The organism is Streptomyces sp. KL116D, from assembly GCF_030766975.1.
In the GTDB taxonomy this organism is placed as follows: domain Bacteria; phylum Actinomycetota; class Actinomycetes; order Streptomycetales; family Streptomycetaceae; genus Streptomyces; species Streptomyces longispororuber_A.
In genome coordinates this window covers 64,107-86,532 of record NZ_JASERH010000094.1, presented here as the reverse complement: position 1 = coordinate 86,532, position 22,426 = coordinate 64,107, and the positions used below count along the sequence as shown (strand labels likewise).

Below are 22,426 nucleotides of genomic sequence, written 5' to 3'. Positions count from 1 at the left end.
GTTGTCCCGACGGGCAGCGGGAAGGCAGGATGACCGCATGACGCACGCGATGCTCAAGGGGGCGAACCTCCCGCTCGACGCCACGGCGGTGCGCGCCGTGCTGCGCTGGTCCCAGGGGCCTGGCGTGCCCGACGTCGATGCCTCGGCGCTGCTGCTGGGGCCGGACGGACGCGTCCGGGACGACGAGGACTTCGTCTTCTACAACCAGCCCCGGCATCCCTCGGGCAAGGTCTGGCGGCTCGGCAAGAAGCGGGTCGCCGAGGGCCTGACCGACACCGTCCAGGCGGACCTCGCGGGCATCCCGCCGGAGATCGCCCGGATCCTGCTGGTGGCGTCGGCCGAGGACATCCAGTTCAAGTACGTGTCGTCGCTGCGCATGCTCGTGTACGACGCCGGCTCGGACGGCGGCGAGCCGCTCGCGCACTTCGACATCAAGCCGGAGACCGGCGCCGAGACGGCTCTGATCTGCGGCGAGCTGTACCGGCGCGGCGACGGCTGGCGGCTGCGCGCGGTCGGCGAGGGCTACTCGAACGGCCTGGAGGGCCTCGCCTCGGACTTCGGCATCTCGGTCGACGAGTCCACCGAGTCGGAAGCGGCGCACCCACCGGCCCCCGCTCCGGCCTCCCCGACGCCGGCCACGGCGCCCGCGACGGCCCGGTCCGCCTTCCCGCTGCCGCCGCAGCAGCCGCCGTCCTACGGCTACCCGCCGCAGCCCGCGACGCAGCCGGCCCCGCAGCAGCAGCCCGCGTACGGCTACCCGCAGCCGGTGGCGGCCGGGCCCATGCCCGACCCGGCCTTCCGGCTGCCGCCGCAGGGCCCGCAGTTCATCGGCCGCTGACCTTCGACTTGTAGCCCCGGCCCCACTGCAGGCCCCAGCCGTACAGCCGGTCCAGCTCGGCCTGGAACCCGTACACGAACCGCACCTCGCGCCGCACCACCAGATCGCCCTTGACGTTCTCGATGGAGACGACGGCGCAGGAGCGGGCCTGCGGCTGCCGCTCGTCGAGGCTGATCTCGATGCGCGGGCCGTTGCTCGGGTACATCGTCACGACGGCGTGCGTACGGTCGAACGCCGGCGTCTGGTCGTAGATGTAGACGAAGACCAGCAGGCGCTTGATGGAGTCGCGGTGATCGAGATTGACGTAGATGGTCTCGCCGGACGCCGATCCGAACCGGTCGTCCCCGCTCAGCTTCACGTACGGCGGCGCGTTCAGCGCGCCGAAGAAACTGCCCAGCGGCTGTACGACACCCTTCTCGCCGTCCACCAGCTCGTAGAGGCAGCCGAGGTCCAGGTCGACGTTGACCATGGACTGGGTGTGCGCCTGCACCACGTCCGGTTTGAACATCCGGAACGGATGCCGCACCAGGCTGTTCCGCTTCGGTCCGCCGATGTCCGACGTCCGCATCCGCCAGTGCAGATTGATCCGCAGATTGCCGGTGGCCGCGCCCTGTTTGGAGAGCGACACGGCCGGGTGCCGCTTGGTGAGTTCGATGGTGTTGGTCGCCGCGCTGCCCGAATCGAACTCGAACTGCGCGGAGTTCCCGCGCCATAGCTTGTCCCAGAAGGACATCCCGCCCCCAAGTTCCGCCGCGTTCCCGTGTGTTCCCGCACCCGCCGAACATGCCGACGGGGCGGCCGGTGAGGACTCGTCCTCGTACGACCGCCCCGCTCAACAGCGTTCCAGGATTGCCCCGGGGGTCAAACCCCGGATGACACCTGGGCCTTGTCCGGGCTCCCGCTTCCGCCCTCTTCGGCCGCGATCCGCCGGTTGCGCCGGACCGAGGAGAGGAACGACCAGGCGATCAGGACGACGCCGATCAGGCCGGTGATGACCTCGTTGATCTCGTACTGGATGGTGATCAGCAGCAGCACGGCGAGGGCGCCGATCGCGTAGTGCGCGCCGTGCTCCAGGTACACGTAGTCGTCCAGGGTGCCCTGGCGGACCAGGTAGACCGTGAGCGAACGGACGTACATGGCGCCGATTCCCAGGCCCAGCGCCATCATCACGATGTCGTTGGTGACCGCGAAGGCGCCGATCACGCCGTCGAAGGAGAACGACGCGTCCAGGACCTCGAGGTAGAGGAACATGAAGAACGCGGCCTTGCCCGCGAGCAGCACCGCGGACTGCGGCTTGCCCTCGCGCTTGGCCTGCTCCTCGGCCTCGTGCTCGCGCTCCTCCTCTTCTTCGAGGCGGTTCTCGAAGAAGCTGGAGAGGCCGCCGACGATGAGGTAGGTGATCAGGCCGCCGACGCCGGCGAGCAGCACCGTCGCCTGCTTGTCGACGTGCACGCCGCCGTGCTGGTGGGCGTGGACCGCGACCGTCATGGAGGCGACGAGCAGCACGATCAGGGCGATGCAGACCGACAGCATGTCGACCTTGCCGAGCTTGGCCAGCGGCCGCTCGATCCAGCGCAGCCACTGGATGTCGCGCTCCTCGAAGATGAAGTCGAGGAAGATCATCAGCAGGAACATGCCACCGAACGCGGCGATGGACGGGTGCGCGTCCGTGACCAGCTGCTGGTAGCGGTCCGGCTGGTTGAAGGCGAGGTCGACCGCTTCGACCGGGCCCATCTTGGCGCTGATCGCGACGATCACGACCGGGAAGACCAGCCGCATGCCGAACACGGCGATCAGCACGCCGACCGTGAGGAAGATCTTCTGCCAGAAGGCATTCATCTTCTTCAGGACCCCGGCGTTGACGACCGCGTTGTCGAACGACAGCGAGATCTCCAGGATGGCGAGGATCGCGACGACACCGAACGCGGCCCAACCGTCGTAGAACACCGCCGCGATCAACCCGAGCACGGTGACCGCGAACGACCAACCGAAGGTTTTCAGGACCACTGCCTACCCCATCGTGTGTACGGGTTTCCCCGTGCTGGTTGTACGGGGCTCCCCCGCTCCGTGCACGGCTTGAGAAACGCTTTAGGAAACGTTGACTCCGAAGTCTAGAGCGATGCCGCGAAGGCCGGACGCGTACCCCTGGCCGACCGCACGGAACTTCCACTCGCCGCCGTACCTGTACACCTCGCCGAAGATCATCGCCGTCTCGGTGGAGGCGTCCTCGGAGAGGTCGTAGCGGGCGAGCTCCTGGCCGTCCGCCTGGTTCACGACCCGGATGAACGCGTTGCTGACCTGGCCGAAGGTCTGGCCGCGGTTGTCCGCGTCATGGATCGACACGGGAAAAATGATCTTGTCGCAGGTCGCCGGCACCTTGGAGAGGTCGATCAGGAGCGACTCGTCGTCACCGTCACCCTCACCCGTGAGGTTGTCCCCCGTGTGCTCGACCGAGCCGTCCGGGCTCTTCAGCTGGTTGTAGAAGATGAACCACTCGTCACCCATGACCCGGCCGCCGCTGCACAGCAGCGCACTGGCGTCCAGGTCGAAGTCGGCTCCGGTGGTGGAGCGTGCGTCCCAGCCGAGCCCGACAAGGACCTGGGTGAGATTCGGTGCGGCCTTGGAGAGGGAGACATTGCCTCCCTTGGCGAGCGTGACGCCCATGATCGTGGTCCTCCCCGGGGTTGGGCACTGCTGTTCTTGAGCGCGTCCGGCGCCGCACTGCTTCGAGTGCGGCGCCGGACGGATGAGCGGGGTGCTGGGCTACGGCTCAGACGTTGACGCCGAAGTCCTGCGCGATGCCGCGCAGACCCGACGCGTAGCCCTGGCCGACGGCACGGAACTTCCACTCCGCGCCGTTGCGGTACAGCTCACCGAAGACCATGGCGGTCTCGGTGGAGGCGTCCTCGGAGAGGTCGTAGCGGGCGATCTCGGCGCCGCCCGTCTGGTTCACGACGCGGATGAACGCGTTGCGCACCTGGCCGAAGGACTGCTGGCGGTTCTCGGCGTCGTAGATCGAGACCGGGAAAACGATCTTGTCCACGTCGGCCGGGACCGTCGCGAGGTTGACCTTGACCTGCTCGTCGTCACCCTCGCCCTCACCGGTGAGGTTGTCACCGGTGTGCTCGACCGAGCCGTCGGCGCTCTTCAGGTTGTTGAAGAACACGAAGTCCTGGTCGTTGCGGACCTTGCCCTCCGCGTTCGTCAGGATGGCGCTGGCATCGAGGTCGAAGTCCGTACCGGTGGTGGTCCGGACGTCCCAACCCAGGCCCACGACGACCGCCGTGAGGCCAGGGGCCTCCTTGCTCAGCGATACGTTGCCGCCCTTGCTGAGGCTGACTCCCACGAGTCCTCCCTATGGTCTGTAGGGGCGGGGAGCCCCGTAGTGCGTTGGCATCGGATCAACGTCTGGATCCTAGTGACGGGTTCCCGCCCCCGGCGAGGCTTCTCACCGGGTGTCGAGTCACAGGGCGTCGATCGCCTTGACGTACTCGTTCAGGTCGCGGGCGTCCGGCAGGCCGTTCACGACGGTCCAGCGGACCACGCCCTCCTTGTCGATGATGAAGGTGCCGCGCACCGCGCAGCCCTTCTCCTCGTCGAAGACACCGTAGGCACGCGAGGCCTCGCCGTGCGGCCAGAAGTCGCTGAGCAGCGGGTACTCGAGGCCCTCCTGCTCGGCGAAGACGCGCAGCGTGAACGGGGAGTCGTTCGAGACGGCGAGCAGCTGCACGTCGTCGTTGACGAACCGGGGCAGCTCGTCGCGGAGCGCGCACAGCTCACCGGTGCACACCCCGGTGAAAGCGAACGGGTAGAAGAGCAGCACCACGTTCTTCTCGCCGCGGAAGTCCGAGAGCCGCACGGTCTCGCCGTGCTGGTTCTTGAGCTCGAACTCCGGAGCCTTGGTGCCGACCTCGATCGCCATGGTGGAAGCTTCCCTTCGGTGGGGCTGTTCGGGTGGCTTCAGCCTAGTTGGCGCCGGGGAACCGGCGTTCTCCAGGTGGCGGCTCACCGCGCCGTGAACGCACACGAGGCCTCCGCGCGGCGCGCAAGAGCACACCCGCGAAGGCCTCGCATGGGGATACCGGTTCCGCCGGAGAGCTACCGCTTCTTGGCGGCCCCCTTCGGCGTGATGAGCCGACTGCCGTTCCAGTCCTTGCCCGCGTTGATGCTCTTGGTCTGCGAGAGTCCGGCGGTGGTGGCGGCCTCGCCGAGCTCGCTGGGCTCGACGTAGCCGTCACGCCCGGTCTTCGGCGTCAGGAGAAGGATGGAACCGCCCTCCTCCATGTACGCGATGGCATCCACCAGAGCATCGGTCAGGTCCCCGTCGTCCTCGCGGAACCAGAGCACCACGGCATCCGCCACGTCGTCATAGTCCTCGTCGACGAGCTCGGTACCTGTGGCCTGCTCAATGGCCTCACGGAGCTCCTGATCGGCGTCGTCGTCGTAGCCGATCTCCTGGACCACCATGTCGGGCTGGAAACCGAGCCTTACGGCAAGGTTCGTCTCCGCGTGGTCCGCGGTCGCGCTCACGGATTGCCTCCTGATCATGTTTACGAAGTTGTCTGCAGCCCCGCGTACGCGCGGAGCGTTGGCCGTAGTCCACACGTGCGCGACGGATCGCGCAAGTACCCGGCCCCCGAGACCGCCGAAACGGTGACGTTCCAGGCGGTGTCACCGCAACTCCAGTCAAGGATCCCCGCAGACCAGTGATGTATGCCACAGCGATCTGCCGGGTTTGCCCGTACTGACCCGCACACCCAGCGTAACGAAGGCCGTGCGACCCCGCAGAACACCTGAGCGACATGGGCGTATCGTTGCGATTTGTTCGTAACCCTCTCATGGGTCACCCGCCGGCCGTCCCGTTTACCTCTCGGTAGAGATGACGATTCCGATTTCGAGGTACACGATGGACAACGGCGTACCCGACAGTGGAACAGTGGCATCACCGACAGTGAAGGAACAGCGTGGCTTCCGGATCCGATCGCAACCCGATCATCATTGGCGGTCTTCCCAGCCAGGTCCCTGACTTCGATCCAGAAGAGACTCAGGAATGGCTCGACTCCCTTGACGCCGCAGTCGACGAACGCGGCCGCGAGCGGGCCCGCTACCTGATGCTCCGACTGATCGAGCGGGCCCGTGAGAAGCGCGTGGCCGTGCCCGAGATGCGCAGCACGGACTACATCAACACGATCGCCACCAAGGACGAGCCCTTCTTCCCCGGCAACGAGGAGATCGAGCGCAAGGTCCTCAACGCGACGCGCTGGAACGCCGCGGTGATGGTCTCCCGCGCCCAGCGCCCCGGCATCGGCGTCGGCGGCCACATCGCCACCTTCGCCTCGTCGGCGTCGCTCTACGACGTGGGCTTCAACCACTTCTTCCGTGGCAAGGACGAGGGGGACGGCGGCGACCAGATCTTCTTCCAGGGCCACGCCTCGCCCGGCATCTATGCCCGCGCGTATCTCCTGGACCGGCTCACCGAGGACCAGCTCGACGCCTTCCGCCAGGAGAAGTCGAAGGCGCCCAACGGCCTTTCGTCGTACCCGCATCCGCGCCTGATGCCGGACTTCTGGGAGTTCCCGACCGTCTCGATGGGCCTCGGCCCGCTCGGCGCGATCTTCCAGGCCCGGATGAACCGCTACATGGAGGCGCGCGGCATCGCCGACACCTCCAAGTCGCAGGTGTGGGCCTTCCTCGGCGACGGTGAGATGGACGAGCCCGAGTCCCTCGGCCAGCTCTCCATCGCCGCCCGCGAGGGCCTCGACAACCTCACCTTCGTCGTCAACTGCAACCTGCAGCGCCTCGACGGCCCGGTGCGCGGCAACGGCAAGATCATCCAGGAGCTGGAGTCCCAGTTCCGCGGTGCCGGCTGGAACGTCATCAAGCTGGTCTGGGACCGCAGTTGGGACCCGCTGCTCGCGCAGGACCGCGACGGCGTGCTGGTCAACAGGCTGAACACGACGCCCGACGGCCAGTTCCAGACGTACGCCACCGAGCCCGGCTCGTACATCCGCCAGCACTTCTTCGGCGACGACCACCGGCTGCGCGCCATGGTCGAGGGCATGACCGACGACCAGATCCTCCACCTGGGCCGCGGCGGCCACGACCACAAGAAGATCTTCGCGGCGTTCACCGCGGCCAAGGAGCACAAGGGCCAGCCGACGGTCATCCTGGCGCAGACCGTCAAGGGCTGGACGCTGGGCCCGAACTTCGAGGGCCGCAACGCCACGCACCAGATGAAGAAGCTCACGGTCGACGACCTGAAGGGCTTCCGCGACCGGCTGCACATCCCGATCACCGACGCCCAGCTCGAGGGCGGCGCCCCGCCGTACTACCACCCGGGCCGCGACTCCGAAGAGATCCAGTACATGCACGACCGCCGCAAGGCGCTGGGCGGGTACGTCCCGACCCGGGTCGTGCGCTCCAAGGCGCTGCAGCTCCCGGACGACAAGACGTACGCGGGTGTGAAGAAGGGCTCGGGTCAGCAGTCGATCGCCACGACGATGGCGTTCGTCCGGCTCCTCAAGGACCTGATGCGGGACAAGGAGATCGGCAAGCGCTTCGTGCTGATCGCCCCCGACGAGTACCGCACCTTCGGCATGGACTCCTTCTTCCCGAGCGCGAAGATCTACAACCCGCTCGGCCAGCAGTACGAGTCCGTGGACCGTGAACTCCTGCTCGCCTACAAGGAGTCGCCGACCGGCCAGATGCTGCACGACGGCATCTCGGAGGCGGGGTGCACGGCGTCGCTGATCGCCGCGGGCTCGGCCTACGCGACGCACGGCGAGCCGCTGATCCCGGTCTACGTCTTCTACTCGATGTTCGGCTTCCAGCGCACCGGCGACCAGTTCTGGCAGATGGCCGACCAGCTGGCGCGCGGCTTCGTCCTCGGTGCCACCGCGGGCCGTACGACGCTGACCGGCGAGGGCCTCCAGCACGCCGACGGCCACTCCCAGCTGCTGGCCTCGACGAACCCGGCCTGCGTCGCCTACGACCCGGCGTACGCCTACGAGATCGCACACATCGTCAAGGACGGTCTGCGCCGGATGTACGGCCCGGACAGCGAGGACGTCTTCTACTACCTGACCGTCTACAACGAGCCGATCCAGCACCCCGCTGAGCCGGCCGACGTCGACGTCGAGGGCATCCTCAAGGGCATCCACCGCATCAGCACCGGGACGTCGGGCTCGATCCCCGCCCAGATCATGGCGTCGGGCGTCGGTGTCCCGTGGGCCCTGGAGGCCCAGCAGATCCTGGCGCAGGAGTGGAACGTGCGCGCCGACGTGTGGTCCGCGACCTCGTGGAACGAACTGCGCCGCGAGGCAGTGGAGGTGGAGCGCCACAACCTGCTGCACCCCGAGGAGGAGCAGCGCACGCCCTACGTCACGCAGAAGCTGTCCGGCGCGCAGGGCCCGTTCGTCGCGGTCTCCGACTGGATGCGGTCCGTCCCCGACCAGATCTCCCGCTGGGTGCCGGGCACGTACCAGTCGCTGGGCGCCGACGGCTTCGGCTTCGCGGACACCCGGGGCGCCGCGCGCCGCTTCTTCCACATCGACGCGCAGTCGGTCGTGGTCGCGGTCCTCACGGAGCTCGCGCGTGAGGGCAAGGTCGACCGCTCGGTCCTGAAGCAGGCCATCGACCGGTACCAGCTGCTCGACGTCACGGCCGCCGATCCCGGCGCGGCCGGCGGCGACGCCTGACGCGTCCTTCCCCGGAGGGCGGCGGGACCTGTGGTCCCGCCGCCCTCCGGCTTTTTCTACGATGCGCGCATGAAGGAGCAAACGGCACGGATCCGATGGGAGCGGCGCTCGCAGCGACCGCTGCTCGCACTCGCCCTGGTCTTCGGCGTCGCCTACGCGGTCCCCATCGTCCGGCCGGACGCCTCGCACGCCGTCAACGAGGCGTGCACCGTCGTGGAGTGGGTGGTGTGGGGCGCTTTCGCCCTCGACTACGTGGTCCGGCTCTTCCTCGCCCAGGACCGTAAGCACTTCGTGCGCTCGCACCCGCTCGACCTCCTTGCCGTGGTGCTCCCTCTGGCGCAGCCCCTGCGGCTGCTGCGTGTGGTGTCGACGCTGCTCCTGGTGGGCCGGCGGGCCCGCATGGCGGAGCAGATAAGGCTGACGACGTACGTCGCCGGTGCCGTGGTGGGCCTGTTGATGTTCGGCTCACTGGCGGTGCTCTCGGTGGAGCGGGACTCGCCGAACGGCAACATCAAGACGCTGGGCGACGCCGTCTGGTGGTCGTTCACCACGATGACGACGGTCGGCTACGGCGATCACGCGCCCACGACGGGCATGGGTCGGGTGCTGGCGGTGGGTCTGATGCTGTCCGGCATCGCGCTGCTCGGTGTGGTCACCGCCAACATCGCGGCGTGGTTCATCTCCCGGTTCGAGAAGGACGACGCGGAGGAGCGTCGCCAGACGGAGGCGATCGAGGCGCTCGCACAGGAAGTACGGGCGCTGCGGGCCCAGGTGGCGGTGTTGTCGGGGCAGCCGGGATCATCTGGGGTGGCTGGGGTGGCTGGGGTGGCTGGGGTGTCCGGGGTGTCCGGGGTGTCCGGGGTACCTGGGGTTTCCGGGGTGCCTGGCCTGGCGGGTCAGGCGGGTCAGGCGGACCGACCGGGTAGGGCGGACCGGCCGGGGACGGCGGGTCAGCCGGGGACGGCGGGCCAGCCGCGGACGGCGTGTCAGCCGGGGACGGCGGACCGGCCCAGAACGGACCGGCCGGGGACCGCTTCCTCGCTCGCGGCCTCGGGCGAGCCGGGCGTGCCGCACCCCAACCCAGGTGCGACCGCGGACAGCCCCGGGAACTGACCCGGGGCTGCCTCTGGTCGACCGCTCGGAACGGTCAACGGCTCGCGCTCAGAACAGTCCTCCCGCGGCAGAGCCGGCCGCCGTGGCCAGCCAGATGATCGCGAGCAGGGTCTCGATCGCGCCGAGCACGACCGCGACGAGGGCCGGCACCGACTTCGTACCGGTCCAACGACGGCCCATGGCCAGCCAGCCGCAGACGACGGCGACCGGTCCCAGCACGATCCCCAGGACGAAGAGCCCTGCGATCGCGCAGACGAGGCCGATGATTCCGAGCGACGCGCGGTCCGGCCCGGTCCGTGACCCGGTGCGGCCACGTGAGCGGGGGTGCTTGCGCGTGGTATGTCCGAAGCCCGCCATCATCACTCCCTGAGTTAGTCCGGACTCGGGCGATGCTTCGGGTACCCCCGCTTTCCGCGGTCTATCGCGCGGGCCGCCTCTTATTGCGCGCGGGTCTCCGTCATCTCTCCCAGACCTTGAACGCCCGCGCCCGGTACGGCGATTCGGGCTCCCAGGTACCGCTGCCGGGATAGGTCTGGAACTCCCCGGTCTCCGCGCACTCCGCGGACTGGTACGTGGTCACGGGACGGCCGGTTCGATTGGCGAGGGACGCCGCGCTGCTCCCCTCCGGCAGCGCGACGCAACTCTCGATGTCGATCCCGGACAGCTCATAGCTGTGCCGCTGCCCCTTGAACCCGGTCTTGCTCCACAGACACAACTCCCCCGCCGCGCAGTTGCCGAGCGTCGGTGGCGCCGCCGCGGTGGCGAGGCCGGGAGTGAGGGCCACCGCGGCGAGTGCGGCAGCGGCGACGGTGATGGGCATGGATGTACGCATGTGCTTCAACCCCCGTGTCGTATCGACCAGTTGCGTTCGCGACTGATCACTTGCCTGACACTCTGGCCCGGAAGATCTGGTTCCGGGAAGGGTCGCCGGGCGACGTCACCCGGATAAGCGAAAGCCCCCGGATAGTTCCCCGGGGGCTTCCCTCACAAGGGCGGTTTCAGCGCCCTGTCCACGGCTTGAAGACGTGCGTCCGGCGCCGTGGTCCCGGCGGCCCGGACGGGCGTCCGTCCGCCGTCAGATGTGCGCGGCACCCGCGCCCGCCTCGGCGTTCTCACCGCGCTTGGTGAGCAGCGCGACGAGGACGGCGACGACCGCGACACCCGCGGCGACCAGGCAGGCCAGGCTCATGCCGGAGATGAAGGTGTCGTGCGCGACGTCCGTGATCTTCCCGGCGATGGCCGCCGGAGTGTTCGGCGGGACGGGCGGGACGCCGACCTGGACGGCCTCGGACGCCTGGTCCAACTGGGCCTCCGTGAGCGGCGGGAGCTTGGCGTCCGCCCAGTTCCCGGCGAGGTCGTTGTCGACCTTCGACGCCATCACGGCACCGAGCACGGCGGTGCCGAGGCTGCCGCCGATCTGCATCGCGGCCTGCTGGAGCCCGCCGGCCACGCCGGACAGCTCCATCGGCGCGTTGCCCACGATGACCTCGGTGGCGCCGACCATCACGGGCGCGAGGCCGAGGCCCAGCAGGGCGAACCAGACGGACATGATGGCGCTGCCGGTGCCCGCCTCCAGCGTGGACATGCCGTACATCGCGACGGCCGTGCACGCCATGCCGCCCGCGAGCGGAATGCGCGGGCCGACCTTGGTGATCATCGCGCCCGCGAGCGGGGAGGCGACGATCATCATGCCGGTCAGCGGGAGCAGGTGCAGACCGCTGTCGATCGGGCTCATGCCGTGCACGTTCTGCAGGTAGAAGGTGACGAAGAACAGGCCGCCCATGAACGCGATGGCCATCAGCACCATGAGAACCACACCGGCCGACAGCGGCACGGAGCGGAAGAGGCCCAGCGGGATGAGCGGCTCGGCGACTCGCGTCTCCCACACCGCGAACAGGGCGAAGCACAGCACCGACGCGGCGATGAACGTCCACGTCATGCCGTCGCCCCAGCCCCACGCCGGCGCCTTGATGAGGGCCCACACGAGGCAGAACATCGCGCCGGACAGCAGCACGATGCCGGGTATGTCGAAGGACCTCGGCGCGTTCTCCGCCCGGTGGTCGAGGAGGATGGCGAGCCCGAGTCCGAGGGCGAGGACGCCGACGGGCACGTTGATGAAGAAGACGGACTGCCAGCTGACGTGCTCGACGAGCACACCGCCGAGGATCGGACCACCGGCGGTCGAGGCGCCGATCACCATGCCCCAGATGCCGATCGCCATGTTCAGCTTCTCGGCGGGGAACGTCGCCCGCAGCAGGCCGAGCGCGGCAGGCATGAGCAGCGCGCCGAACAGACCCTGGAACACGCGGAACGTGATCACGAACGCGATGCTGTCGGAGAGGCCGATGGCCCCCGACGCGGCGGCGAAGCCGACCACACCGATGAGGAAGGTCTGCCGGTGGCCGAACCGGTCGCCGAGCTTGCCCGCGGTGATCAGCGTGACCGCGAGGGCGAGGAAGTAGCCGTTGGTGATCCACTGGACGTCGGCGAAGCTCGCGCCGAGGTCCTTCTGAATGGCCGGGTTGGCGATGGCGACGATGGTGCCGTCGAGGGCGACCATCATGACGCCGATCGCGACGGAGAAGAGAGTCAACCAGGGGTGGCCGCGCAGCCCCTTGGCCGGTGCCGGGACAGGCTCGGGCTCCGGAACCCGGTCCGCCTTGTCGACAGTGGTCTGACTAGTCATGTGTTCGAGGCTAGTGACAGCTGCTGACAGTTGACAAAGCATTTCACAAGTCGGTAACTGTCACGTCGCTCACACCAAGGTGAGCCGCACAAACAGTGAGAAAGAGGACCATGGCGGCGCGACTCAACCTGCGTGAGCTCAAGAAGCAGCGGACGCGAAACGCCTTGCTGCGCTCGGCACTTGAGCTCTTCACGTCCCAGGGCTTCGACCGGACGACGGTCGATGAGATCACCGAGGCCTGCGAGGTCTCGCAGCGCACGTTCTTCCGGTACTTCGCGAACAAGGAAGAGGCCGCGTTCGCCGTGCAGGAGATGGTCGAGTCCCGCTTCGTCGCCGCGCTGCGCGAACGCCCCCTGGAGGAGAGCCCGTTCGAGGCCATGCGGCAGGCCGTCCTCGGTACGTGGGACGCACTGAGCCGCTCCGTGGAGGAGGTCATTCCGGTCGAACTCCACATGCGCACCTACCAGATGATCGAATCGACCCCTTCCCTCCTCGCCGCCCACCTGCGCCGCTCCATCGAACTGGAGGAGGAGACCGCGCGGGTGATCGCCGAGCGCGAGGGCCTCGACGTCGACAGCGACCCACGCCCGCGGGTGGCCGTGGCCGCGTTCAGCGGTGTGATGCGGATGACCGGACGACTGTGGGGCGCGGGAGAGGACGCGAGCGTCGAGGCGATCCGCGCGCTCACCGAGTCGTACCTCGATCACCTGAAGCCGTCGCTCGGCGAACACTGGCGCCCTGGCCGGACGTGAGCCCGACCGAGGTGAGCCGCGCGGGAGTGAGCCAGGTCGCACTCCCGCGCGCGTGGGGCGCCCGGGCCCCTCACTCACCGTGAGGGCTTGACCGCAACTACGTCCGCTTTTACCCAAATACACCGCTGAAAACGTGATGTGCCTCACCCGCTGCACGGAGTCCCACGCGCTTCTCCTAGGGTGTCCCGCAGTGACTTCCTTCGACTCGTCCCCCCAACTCAACGTCTGGCGCGCACTGCTCGCGCTGGCCGTCGTGTTCGTCATGCTGGCGACCACCGGCTGGACCGCGGTGCGTCACCACCGGGGCGTCGCATCGCCCCTGCGGACCGCTCTCACCGCCTGGGAGCACGGCCGCATCAACGGACACGCCCTGCCCGCGCCCGACGGCTCCCCCACCCGCCTCGCGCACTTCTTCGCCTCGCTCACGCCCCACCAGCGCAATGTCCTCGCCGTCCGCTATCCGCTCGCGGTCGGCAACATGAACGGTGCGCCCGTGCAGCTGCGGTACAGCGCCAACCGCACCGCGCTCGGTCAGGCCCGCAGGGTCGAGTACCAGCGCATGCACGACGACAGGCTGTCGTCCGTCGGTCACGCCGACGCGAGGCAGCGCATGAAACGCTTCGCGCTGCTCGCGCACCCCGACCGCAAGATCCTCGCCTTCGACCCCCTGGGCAACGGCAGGGTGGCCGAGGTCTTCGGCGACCTCGACAAGGCGCAGCGCGTCTCGGTCGTGGTGCCGGGGGTCGACACGAACGTGCTGACCTTCCAGCGCACGTTCCGCAAGTACTCGGCCCCCGTGGGCATGGCTCGCTCGCTGTACGCCGCCGAGCGCACCGCGAGCCCCGGCACGCGCACCGCGGTCATCGCCTGGGCCGACTACACGGCCCCCGTCGGCCTGGGTGTGGACGCCGCGACCTCGATGCGCGCCGACGACGGTGCGGTCCGGCTCAACGCCATGCTGCGCGGCCTGCCCGGCAGCTCGCCCGTGGCCCTGTACTGCCACAGCTACGGGTCCGTGGTGTGCGGCGTCGCGGCGCACCGCCTGCCCGCGCGGGTCAGCGACATCGCGGTGGCCGGCAGCCCCGGGATGCGGGCCGACAACGCCTCGGGCCTGGGCACCCACGCGCGCGTGTGGGCGACCCGTGACAAGGACGACTGGATCCAGGACGTGCCCAACATGGAGGTGGGCGGTCTCGGTCACGGCGCCGATCCCGTCTCCACGGCCTTCGGGGCCCGTGTCGTCTCGGCGGCGAACGCCAAGGGACACACCGGATACTTCGTGCCGGGCACCGAGAGCCTGAGCAACTTCGCCGAGATCGGAACTGGCTCGTACCGATCGGTGCGGTGTGCCGGCGCGAACCAGGACTGCCGGGAGGGTTTTTCCGGCGGTGCCTCGACCTGACGCGCGTAGAGAACGGCGGAACAGTGGTCCGACGCAACAGGCGACGGAGGCGCGCGTGCCGCATACGATGAGCCGCATGGGTGACGTACTGGCCGGATTTCATGCCGCCTGGGAGTTCGAGACAGACTCCGTGCTCATCCGCTTCGAACGGGGGATCCGCACGCCGAAGCTCCTTCAGGCGTTGGGCGAGCGCCGCATCCCTCTGGAAGCGATAGCGGCGGTGACCCTGACTCCGGGGAAGCGCGGGACCGTGGTGCTGCACGCCGAGCCGAGACCGGGCGCCGATCCGCTGATGGACGCGGCGGCGGGGCAGCTCAAGGAGGGCTGCGACCCGTACCGCCTGGTGCTGCCCGCCGAGCGGGAGACGCTCGCCGAGTACTACGCCGACGAACTGCGCGAGAAGCTCGTCGCCGACGAGGACACCCGGTCCGACGGCTATCTGGTGGCGCCGCCCGAGGCGCCGCTCCAGTTCAAGGCGTACGACGGCAAGGCGTCCTTCGACGGCAGGTCGGTGTCCTTCCGCTGGTTCTGGACGGGGGCGTCGTCGGCGAAGTGGAAGGCCGGGGACAAGACGTTCCCGGTCGGCGATCTGAGCGGTGTCGAGTGGCGCTCGCCCGAGCTGTTCGAGGGGCATCTGCGGCTGCTGCACCGGGACGCGGCCACGGAGCAGGCGGGGCAGGCCGACCAGGATCCGGCGGCGGTGGTCTTCGGGCTCGGTTACGGCCCGGTCCACGAGTCCCTGCCGTTCGCGGCATCGGTGCTGGCGGCCGTGCGCACGGCCGGACCGGCCGCCGGCGGGCAGCTGCGTGCGGAGACGGCGTCGGCCGGCCGTCGTGATCCGGCGGACATCGCCGAGCGCATCCGGCATCTCGGTGAGCTGCACCAGGCGGGGCTGGTCACCGACGCGGAGTTCACGACGAAGAAGGCGGAGCTGCTCGCGGAGCTGTGACGGCCGGGGCCCGCACCGCTCTGTGATACCTGGGTAGGGGGTGCGGTGAGCACCTCGGTATGACGGCACGCGCCCTGCTCATTGCCTACGCTGAACTGGCCATGAGCACTGCACCGATCTCTCCCGACCCGGCGCCGCGCCCTCCGGACGAAGACTCCGGACGAGCGGGCCGTCGGCGGCTGCCCGGCGCCCTGCGGCGCGTCGGCGACCGACTGGCCGCCGCCGGTGCGGCGCTGACGGTCGCCGTCGACGGTGACCGCTCCGAGCCCCTGCTGGCACAGGCACCGAAGCGCTGGATGCGGCTGCTGCCCTATCTCGTCGCGGTGAGCTTCACCGTGACACTGATCCCGGTCACGACGCAGGTGCTGTCGAACGACTACGGGGTGGGCGGCGGTCTCGCCGGAGCGATCGCCGTCGCCCAGTCCGCCCCGCTGATCCTGGCGGTCAGTCGCCCGCTGACCGCCTGGTACCTGATGATCGCCGCCAATGTCCTGGGCACGATCCCGCTGTTCCAGGGGGACGCGGGCCGCCCCTCGCCCTGGACGCCCATGGTCGTCGTGGCGTATCTGGTGCTGTGCATCGCCCTGGCGCTGCGCGAGAGCCGACGCACGCTGATCGGCATCTGGCTGGTCACCGTCGTCGCGAGCATCGCCGTCGGCCTCCTCCGGGACGACAGCAGTCACGACACGGGCGTGCTCCTCATCGTCCTGAGCGGCGTCGTGCTGCTCCTGGGCGCGCTGGTGCGCGAGCGCGGCGAGACCCGCCGCAAGCTCGTCGAGCAGGAGACGATCAGCGAGGCCGAGCGCACCCGCCGCACGCTCCTGGAGGAGCGGGCCAGGATCGCCCGCGAGTTGCACGACGTCGTCGCCCACCACATGTCGGTGATCACCGTGCAGGCGGACTCCGCGCCGTACCGGTTGCAGGGTCTGACCGACGAGACCCGTGAGGAGTTCGAATCCATCGCCGCGGGCGCGCGCGAGTCGCTGACGGAGATGCGGCGCCTGCTCGCGGTGCTGCGCAGCGAGGACGCCCAGGGCGACCTGGTGCCGCAGCCCGGCCTCGCACATCTGCGGCAGCTGGTCGACGCGACGATACGGGGCGGCGTGCCCGCCGACCTGTCGTTCCCGGAGCTCACGCTGGTGCGCGAACTGAGGGACGTGCCACCGGCGGTGGACCTGTCGGCGTACCGCATCGTGCAGGAGGCGCTGGCGAACGTGGTGCGGCACGCGCCCGGCGCGCGGGCGGACATCTCGATCGCGTTCGACGACGACGCCCTGCTGGTGATCGTGGTCAACGGGCCGGCGACGGAGCCACTGTCCCCGATCGAGTCAGGTGGCACGGGACATGGGCTGGTCGGGATGAGTGAGCGCGTACGGTTGGTCGGCGGCACGCTGGACGTGGGACCGCTGCCCGACGGAGGGTTCCGTGTGGCGGCCCGTCTCCCGCTGACCGTGCCCGACTCCCCCTCGGCGTAAAGGAATGCGGCACGCATGACCATCCGGGTGATCATCGTCGACGACCAGACCATGGTGCGGGCGGGATTCGCCGCGCTGTTGAACGCGCAGAGCGACATCGACGTCGTGGGTGAGGCCCCGGACGGGAAGAAGGGCGTCGAGGTCAGCCGCTCCACCCATCCCGATGTCGTTCTCATGGACGTCCGGATGCCGGAGATGGACGGACTCGCCGCGGCGCAGGAGCTGTTGGAGCCGCCGCCGGGCGTGGTGCACCGCCCCAAGGTGCTGATGCTCACCACGTTCGACATCGACGACTACGTGTACGCGGCGCTGCGCGCCGGTGCGTCCGGCTTCCTGCTGAAGGACGCGCCGCCCGCCGACCTGATCGCCGCGGTGCGGGTGGTGGCCGCGGGTGAGGCGCTGCTCGCGCCGACGGTCACCAAGCGGCTCATCGCGGACTTCGCCAGGACCCGGCCGAAGCGCAAGGACCTCTCCCCCGAGCTCAAGAGCCTGACGCCGCGGGAGCTGGAGGTTCTGGAGGAGATCGCGCGCGGTCTGTCCAACCAGGAGATCGCCGAGAAGCTGGTGCTCGCCGAGCAGACCGTGAAGACCCATGTCGGCCGGGTGCTGGCGAAGTTGGGACTGCGTGACCGGGCCCAGGCCGTGATCTTCGCGTACGAGTCGGGGCTCGTCACGCCCGGCGGCCAGTAGCCCCTGCCCGGGTAGCACTTCGTGCGCCGCGGGCCGGTTTCCCGTCCGGCCCGTGCCTTCGGTGACGTCCGCGGTATCAGTTCATCCTGCGAGGTGAGCGCCGTGCGGTCGCGCCACCCCCTACTGCGGTATCAGACACGGATACCCAGGTATCACCTGCAAGTTGGCTCCGTGGTGTGACGTCCCGCCCCAGGCCGTCTTTCTACCTTCCCCTCGTCACGCCAACAGACGGAGGGGAGACGGGCGATGGGCCTGGGCTCTTGGAAACGACGCGGCCGCCGCACGCTGGTCGCCGCGGCGCTCACGACGACCATCGTCGCCGGTACGGCGGGCTGGGCGTCGGGGCACGAGCAGCGCCCGTTGACCGGTCCGCCGCCGGGCAGCGCGTCCTGGCGCGCGGACGGTTCGCTGGGGCGCGACCTGCCCGATCCGGCGACGGCGAGCCCCGCTCAAGTCGCCGCGTTCTTCCGTGTGTTGAGCACGGCGGAGCGGCACGAGCTCGCGGTCCGGCATCCGTCGGTCGTCGGCAATCTGGACGGGGCGCCGACCGCCCTGCGATACGAGGCGAACGGGATGGCGTTGCGGGCCGAGCGGGCCCGGGCCCTGGCCGACGCGGCGGACTCCTCACGCACCCCGCAGGAGCGGGAGACCGCGCGCGTCCTCGCCGAGCGGTGCGCCGAGCTGCTCGCTCCCGGCCGCCGGATCCTCGCCTTCGATCCCCGTGGCCGCGGTCAAGTCGCCGAGGTGTACGGGGACTTGGTGAAGGCCCGGCACGTCTCCGTGATCGTGCCCGGCTCGGACATCGACCTGGGTTCGTTCGACCGGGCCAGGGACGTGTACGGGACGCCTGCCGGCATGGCGCGGTCCCTCCAGGCGGCCTCGGGCGACGGCACGGCCGTGGTGGCGTGGGTCGGATACACCACGCCGCTGGGCCTCGGCCCCGATGCCGCCACGGGCCGGCTCGCCGAGGCGGGAGCGCCCCGGCTGGCGCGCTTCGTGCAGGGCCTCACCGCGGCCGGCCTGCCGAAGCCCGCCGTCTTCTGTCACAGCTACGGGTCGGTGGTGTGCGGGCTCGCCGCGGCCCGGCTCCCCGCGTCCGACCTCGTCGTGCTCGGTTCGCCCGGACTGCGCGCCGACAGCGTGGCCGATCTGCACACCGGGGCCCGGGTGTGGGCGGCCCGGGACGACACCGACTGGATCGGCAAGGTGCCGAACGTCGAGCTGTTCGGCCTCGGCCACGGCGCCGATCCCACCGATTCCTCGTTCGGCGCCCGCCCCGTGCCCACCGAGCGCGCCGAGGGCCACACCGGCTACTTCGCACCCGGCACGGACTCGCTGCACGCCTTCGCCGACATCGCCACCGGAGCATCATCATGAGCCTGACCACCTTGCGGGCGTCCGCTTCTTCCGCGGTCGCCGCGATCGACGCGAAGACCCCGGCCGACCGGGACCGGGCGGTGGACGGGCTGCGCGCTCTGGCGCTGCTCGCCGTTCCGACCGGCCACTGGCTCCTCGGCGGCTTCTCCCTCGACGCCCAGGGCGCCTTGCACAATGCGAGCCCGCTGGCCGCCTTCGGCTTCTTCGCCCCGCTGAGCTGGGTACTGCAGATGCTGGGCGTGTTCTTCCTGGTCGGCGGGTACGCGTCGGTCCTCTCGTACCGCCGGGCCCGGGAGCGTGGTGCCTCGACGGCCGGCTGGCTGCGGGGCAGGCTCGCCCGCCTGGGCCGCCCGGTGCTGGGGGTGACCGCGGTCTGGGCCGCGATGATCCCGGTCCTGTACGCCCTCGGGGTGCCGGGGACGACCTTGCGGACGGGTTCCACGCTGGTGATACAGCCCCTGTGGTTCGTCGGGGTCTACACCGTGATCACGGCGCTCACTCCGTGGTGCGTCCGGGCCGCGAGAAGGCTCGGCGTCTGGGCGGCGGCGCCGCTCATCGGCTCGGTCGCCGTCGTGGACTTCCTCCGGTACGGTCCGCTCGCCTCGGCCATGCCCTCGTGGCTGAGCCTGCTGAACCTGCTGCCGGGCTGGATGTTCGCCTATCAACTGGGCGTCTGCTGGGGCGAGAAGAAGCTCGGCAGGCGGGGCGCCTGGGCACTGCTCGTCGGAGGTACGGCGCTGTTCGCGGCGCTCCTCCTCGCCTTCCACTACCCGGCCTCGATGGTGGGTGTGCCGGGCGAGGCCCGGACGAACTCGCATCCGCCGTCGCTGCTCGTCCTCGCTCTGGCCGCCGCGCAGAGCGGCGCGGCGATACTGCTGCGGGACCGCATCGGCCGGCTGTTGCGCCGGCCCGCGCTCTGGGCGCCCGTCGTGGTCATCAATCTGTCGGCGATGACGATCCTGTGCTGGCACCAGACGGCGATGCTCGCGGCGGCGGTCCCCGCCTCCTTCGCCGGGGCGATACCGGGCCTCACGACGGCCCCGGACACGCTGGTCTGGATAGCGGTCCGTCTCGCCTGGCTGCCGTTGTTCGCGGCGCTGCTCGCGCTGATAGGCCGCTACGCACGGGGCTTCGAGTCTCCGTGGAAGCGTGCGAGCCGGGGGCGGCGGGCGCTGGCCGGAGTGCTCGCCGCCGGGTTCGCGGTGTTCGCGCTGGGGCTGGCATGAGGGGCCCGTGCGCCGCTCGCCGCCTCGGGCGTGCTGCGGTGGCGGCGAGGGCGGGCGACCGGCCGCGGCCTCGGTGCCCGACGGCCGTGCGTCGAGTCAGCCGAGGCGCGGCTGGTCGGGACTCCCGGGGTCCGGCTACTCGCGGCCCGCCGACGTGAAGGTCATGTCGGCGTAGCGGTCGCCCGCGACCTGGGAGGCGATCGGTTCGAGCAGCGCCAACTCCTCGCCGGTGAGCACCACACGGGTCGCCGCGGTGTTCTCCTCGACCCGGCCGGGCTTGCGGGTACCGGGGATCGGGACGACGGAGAGTCCGAAGGTCTCGGCCTGGCGCTGCACCCAGGCCAGGGCTATCTGACCGAGGGTGGCGCCGTGCGCGTCGGCGACCTGGCGGACCGGTTCCAGGAGGGTCGCGTTGGCGGCGGCGTTGTCGCCGGTGAAGCGGGGCTGCTGGCGGCGGAAGTCGTCGGCGGACAACTCCTTGTCGGCGCTGACGAAGGCGCCGGTGAGGAAGCCACGGCCGAGTGGGGAGTACGGGACCAGTCCGACGCCCAGGTCGGCGGCGGCGGGCACCACCGACCGTTCGATGTCGCGGCTGAACAGCGACCACTCCGACTGGACGGCGGCGATGGGGTGGACGGCGTGCGCGGCCCGCAGTTCGTCGGCGGTGACCTCGCTGAGGCCGAGGTGCTTGACCTTGCCCGCGGCGACGAGCTCGGCCATCACGCCGACCGTCTCCTCGATCGGCACCTTCGGGTCCCGGCGGTGCATGTAGTACAGGTCGACCGAGTCGACGCCCAGACGCTCCAGGCTGGAGTCGACGCAGGTCCGGATGTAGGAGGGATCGTTGCTGATGACGCGCTTGTTCGGGTCGCTCGGGTCGAGTCCGATGGCGAACTTGGTCGCCAGGACGATCTCGTCGCGGTGCGCCTTGACGAAAGGAGCGAGGAACTTCTCGTTCTCACCGGCACCGTAGGCGTCGGCGGTGTCGTACAGGGTGACGCCGAGTTCCAGGGCCCGCTCCAGGGTGGCCCGGGCTCCGTCGGCGTCCGTCGGACCGTAGGCCCAGCTCATGCCCATGCAGCCGAGGCCCTGAGCGCCCACCACGGGCCCGTTGCTTCCCAACTCAACAGTGGATATGCGCCGCCCGCCTGCCTGCGGCGTCCGTTCCGTGCTCATGCGGTCAATCCCTTTCCGGCGCCGGACGGGTACCGGCATAGAAGTTGATCTTGTGGTCGAGCACGGCGAGGGTGTCCTGGAGTTCGGCCATGCGGTTCAGGACGTCGCGGCGGGTCGACTCGAGCAGTTCCTGGCGCTCGGCGAAGGTCTCCTCGCCCAGGCGCACCAGCTCGGCGTAGCGGACCATGTGGGCCACGGGCATCCCGGTGAGCCGGAGCTTGTTGACGAAGGCGAGCCAGTCCAGGTCGTGGTTGCTGTAGCGACGCTGGCCGGTGTGCGAGCGGTCGACGTCGGGCATCAGGCCGATCCGCTCGTACCAGCGGAGGGTGTGCGCGGTCAGCCCGGTGAAGGCGACGACCTCACTGATCGTGTAGCGGTCCTGGCCGTTCGGGCGCGGGTGTGACTCGGGCGCCGCGGCACAGACGTCGACCTTGTCCGGGGCGGGTGCGGGGGTGGTCTCCATCACCGTCATGGGCCCCACGCTAGAACCTTGGAGTGCACTCCAAGCAAGCACATCGTGGGGAAATCCGGACGACATCCCGGAGACGTCCGGTTACGGTGCGGATCATGCCCTTGGTCCGCCGTGCCGTCCCCGAGGACGCCGAAGAACTGACCCGCCTGCGCAAGATCATGCTCGATGCGATGCGGCCCAGCGACGACGTGCGGTGGCAGCCGGCCACGGTCGCCGCGCTGCGGTCCCATCTCGCCTCCGCCGACGGCGAGTTGACGGCGTTCGTCGTCGACGCCCCGGACGGCTCCGGGACGCTCGCGGCCTGCGCCACCGGAGCGATCGACCACAGCCTGGGCGGCCCCGGCAATCCGGCCGGCACCGCCGGGCACGTCTTCAATGTGTGCACCGATCCTGACCACCGGCGCCGGGGCTACTCGCGGGCCTGCATGGAGGCGCTCCTCGACTGGTTCCGGGAGCGCGATGTGCACCGGATCGATCTGCACGCGACGGCGGAGGGCGAGCCGCTGTACGCCTCCCTCGGGTTCGCCCGCACCCCCGCGCCCGCGATGAGGCTGACGCTCTAGGCTCGTACTC

21 protein-coding genes and 1 pseudogene are annotated in these 22,426 nt (G+C 69.9%); 11 read left to right on the top strand and 11 right to left on the bottom strand.

Annotation, left to right across the window (positions count from 1 at the left end; genetic code table 11):
- Nucleotides 1-37: 37 nt before the first annotated feature.
- Nucleotides 38-838, top strand: coding sequence for a TerD family protein (locus RBJ77_RS37500; protein WP_372349022.1), 801 nt, complete (start codon nucleotides 38-40; stop codon nucleotides 836-838).
- Here the strand turns inward: RBJ77_RS37500 and RBJ77_RS37495 are convergent.
- From RBJ77_RS37495 to RBJ77_RS37470, 6 genes are all read right to left on the bottom strand, one after another.
- Entirely contained in the window at nucleotides 825-1,571 is a 747-nt protein-coding gene (locus RBJ77_RS37495; RefSeq protein WP_372349021.1) for a Tellurium resistance, read from the bottom strand. The genes RBJ77_RS37500 and RBJ77_RS37495 overlap by 14 nt on opposite strands.
- Before the next feature lie 128 nt (nucleotides 1,572-1,699).
- A complete protein-coding gene (locus tag RBJ77_RS37490) occupies nucleotides 1,700-2,845 on the bottom strand; it encodes a DUF475 domain-containing protein (RefSeq protein ID WP_372349020.1) in 1,146 nt (381 codons plus the stop codon).
- An 81-nt stretch (nucleotides 2,846-2,926) separates the two neighbouring features.
- Nucleotides 2,927-3,502, bottom strand: coding sequence for a TerD family protein (locus RBJ77_RS37485; protein WP_255969279.1), 576 nt, complete (start codon nucleotides 3,500-3,502; stop codon nucleotides 2,927-2,929).
- Nucleotides 3,503-3,608: 106 nt separating this feature from the next.
- Nucleotides 3,609-4,184, bottom strand: coding sequence for a TerD family protein (locus RBJ77_RS37480; RefSeq protein WP_255969281.1), 576 nt, complete (start codon nucleotides 4,182-4,184; stop codon nucleotides 3,609-3,611).
- Nucleotides 4,185-4,301: 117 nt separating this feature from the next.
- Nucleotides 4,302-4,760, bottom strand: coding sequence for a peroxiredoxin (locus tag RBJ77_RS37475; RefSeq protein ID WP_372349019.1), 459 nt, complete (start codon nucleotides 4,758-4,760; stop codon nucleotides 4,302-4,304).
- 176 nt (nucleotides 4,761-4,936) lie between these two features.
- Entirely contained in the window at nucleotides 4,937-5,368 is a 432-nt protein-coding gene (locus RBJ77_RS37470) for a DUF3052 domain-containing protein (protein WP_255969285.1), read from the bottom strand.
- Between the two features lie 434 nt (nucleotides 5,369-5,802).
- On the opposite strand from RBJ77_RS37470, the gene aceE reads away from it, so the two are divergent.
- Nucleotides 5,803-8,535, top strand: a complete 2,733-nt coding sequence (aceE, locus tag RBJ77_RS37465; protein ID WP_372349018.1) for a pyruvate dehydrogenase (acetyl-transferring), homodimeric type — start codon at nucleotides 5,803-5,805, stop codon at nucleotides 8,533-8,535.
- 69 nt (nucleotides 8,536-8,604) lie between these two features.
- Nucleotides 8,605-9,156, top strand: a pseudogene (locus tag RBJ77_RS37460) (potassium channel family protein); the annotation flags it as partial.
- Between the two features lie 540 nt (nucleotides 9,157-9,696).
- Here the strand turns inward: RBJ77_RS37460 and RBJ77_RS37455 are convergent.
- The 3 genes from RBJ77_RS37455 to RBJ77_RS37445 all read right to left on the bottom strand — a co-directional run bounded on the left by RBJ77_RS37455 (nucleotide 9,697) and on the right by RBJ77_RS37445 (nucleotide 12,334).
- Nucleotides 9,697-10,008, bottom strand: a complete 312-nt coding sequence (locus tag RBJ77_RS37455) for a small hydrophobic protein (protein WP_372349017.1) — start codon at nucleotides 10,006-10,008, stop codon at nucleotides 9,697-9,699.
- Between the two features lie 97 nt (nucleotides 10,009-10,105).
- Nucleotides 10,106-10,468, bottom strand: a complete 363-nt coding sequence (locus RBJ77_RS37450; RefSeq protein ID WP_255969291.1) for a peptidase inhibitor family I36 protein — start codon at nucleotides 10,466-10,468, stop codon at nucleotides 10,106-10,108.
- 255 nt (nucleotides 10,469-10,723) lie between these two features.
- Entirely contained in the window at nucleotides 10,724-12,334 is a 1,611-nt protein-coding gene (locus RBJ77_RS37445; RefSeq protein ID WP_372349016.1) for an MFS transporter, read from the bottom strand.
- Between the two features lie 110 nt (nucleotides 12,335-12,444).
- Here RBJ77_RS37445 and RBJ77_RS37440 point away from each other — a divergent pair, with 110 nt between their 5' ends.
- From RBJ77_RS37440 to RBJ77_RS37410, 7 genes are all read left to right on the top strand, one after another.
- A complete protein-coding gene (locus RBJ77_RS37440; RefSeq protein WP_372349015.1) occupies nucleotides 12,445-13,086 on the top strand; it encodes a TetR/AcrR family transcriptional regulator in 642 nt (213 codons plus the stop codon).
- A 190-nt stretch (nucleotides 13,087-13,276) separates the two neighbouring features.
- On the top strand, nucleotides 13,277-14,488 hold the full coding sequence (locus RBJ77_RS37435; protein ID WP_372349014.1) for an alpha/beta hydrolase: 1,212 nt from the start codon (nucleotides 13,277-13,279) through the stop codon (nucleotides 14,486-14,488).
- Between the two features lie 76 nt (nucleotides 14,489-14,564).
- On the top strand, nucleotides 14,565-15,437 hold the full coding sequence (locus tag RBJ77_RS37430; protein WP_372349013.1) for a DUF4429 domain-containing protein: 873 nt from the start codon (nucleotides 14,565-14,567) through the stop codon (nucleotides 15,435-15,437).
- 101 nt (nucleotides 15,438-15,538) lie between these two features.
- Nucleotides 15,539-16,912: a sensor histidine kinase gene (locus tag RBJ77_RS37425; protein WP_372349012.1), complete on the top strand. Its 1,374-nt coding sequence runs from the start codon at nucleotides 15,539-15,541 to the stop codon at nucleotides 16,910-16,912.
- Nucleotides 16,913-16,927: 15 nt separating this feature from the next.
- The gene (locus RBJ77_RS37420; protein ID WP_372349011.1) at nucleotides 16,928-17,602 is read left to right on the top strand and encodes a response regulator; all 675 of its coding nucleotides are present in this window, start codon (nucleotides 16,928-16,930) and stop codon (nucleotides 17,600-17,602) included.
- A gap of 246 nt (nucleotides 17,603-17,848) precedes the next feature.
- Nucleotides 17,849-18,979, top strand: coding sequence for an alpha/beta hydrolase (locus tag RBJ77_RS37415; protein WP_372349010.1), 1,131 nt, complete (start codon nucleotides 17,849-17,851; stop codon nucleotides 18,977-18,979).
- Nucleotides 18,976-20,205 carry an acyltransferase gene (locus tag RBJ77_RS37410; RefSeq protein ID WP_372349009.1) on the top strand — a complete coding sequence of 410 codons (1,230 nt, stop codon included), beginning with the start codon at nucleotides 18,976-18,978 and terminating at the stop codon, nucleotides 20,203-20,205. The genes RBJ77_RS37415 and RBJ77_RS37410 overlap by 4 nt, the downstream gene beginning before the upstream one ends.
- Before the next feature lie 135 nt (nucleotides 20,206-20,340).
- Here RBJ77_RS37410 and RBJ77_RS37405 read toward each other — a convergent pair whose 3' ends face one another.
- Nucleotides 20,341-21,381 carry an aldo/keto reductase gene (locus tag RBJ77_RS37405; protein WP_372349008.1) on the bottom strand — a complete coding sequence of 347 codons (1,041 nt, stop codon included), beginning with the start codon at nucleotides 21,379-21,381 and terminating at the stop codon, nucleotides 20,341-20,343.
- A gap of 4 nt (nucleotides 21,382-21,385) precedes the next feature.
- The gene (locus RBJ77_RS37400; protein WP_372349007.1) at nucleotides 21,386-21,853 is read right to left on the bottom strand and encodes a MerR family transcriptional regulator; all 468 of its coding nucleotides are present in this window, start codon (nucleotides 21,851-21,853) and stop codon (nucleotides 21,386-21,388) included.
- Between the two features lie 95 nt (nucleotides 21,854-21,948).
- Between RBJ77_RS37400 and RBJ77_RS37395 the strand changes: the two genes are divergently transcribed.
- The gene (locus RBJ77_RS37395) at nucleotides 21,949-22,416 is read left to right on the top strand and encodes a GNAT family N-acetyltransferase (protein WP_372349006.1); all 468 of its coding nucleotides are present in this window, start codon (nucleotides 21,949-21,951) and stop codon (nucleotides 22,414-22,416) included.
- The last annotated feature ends 10 nt before the right edge of the window (nucleotides 22,417-22,426 follow it).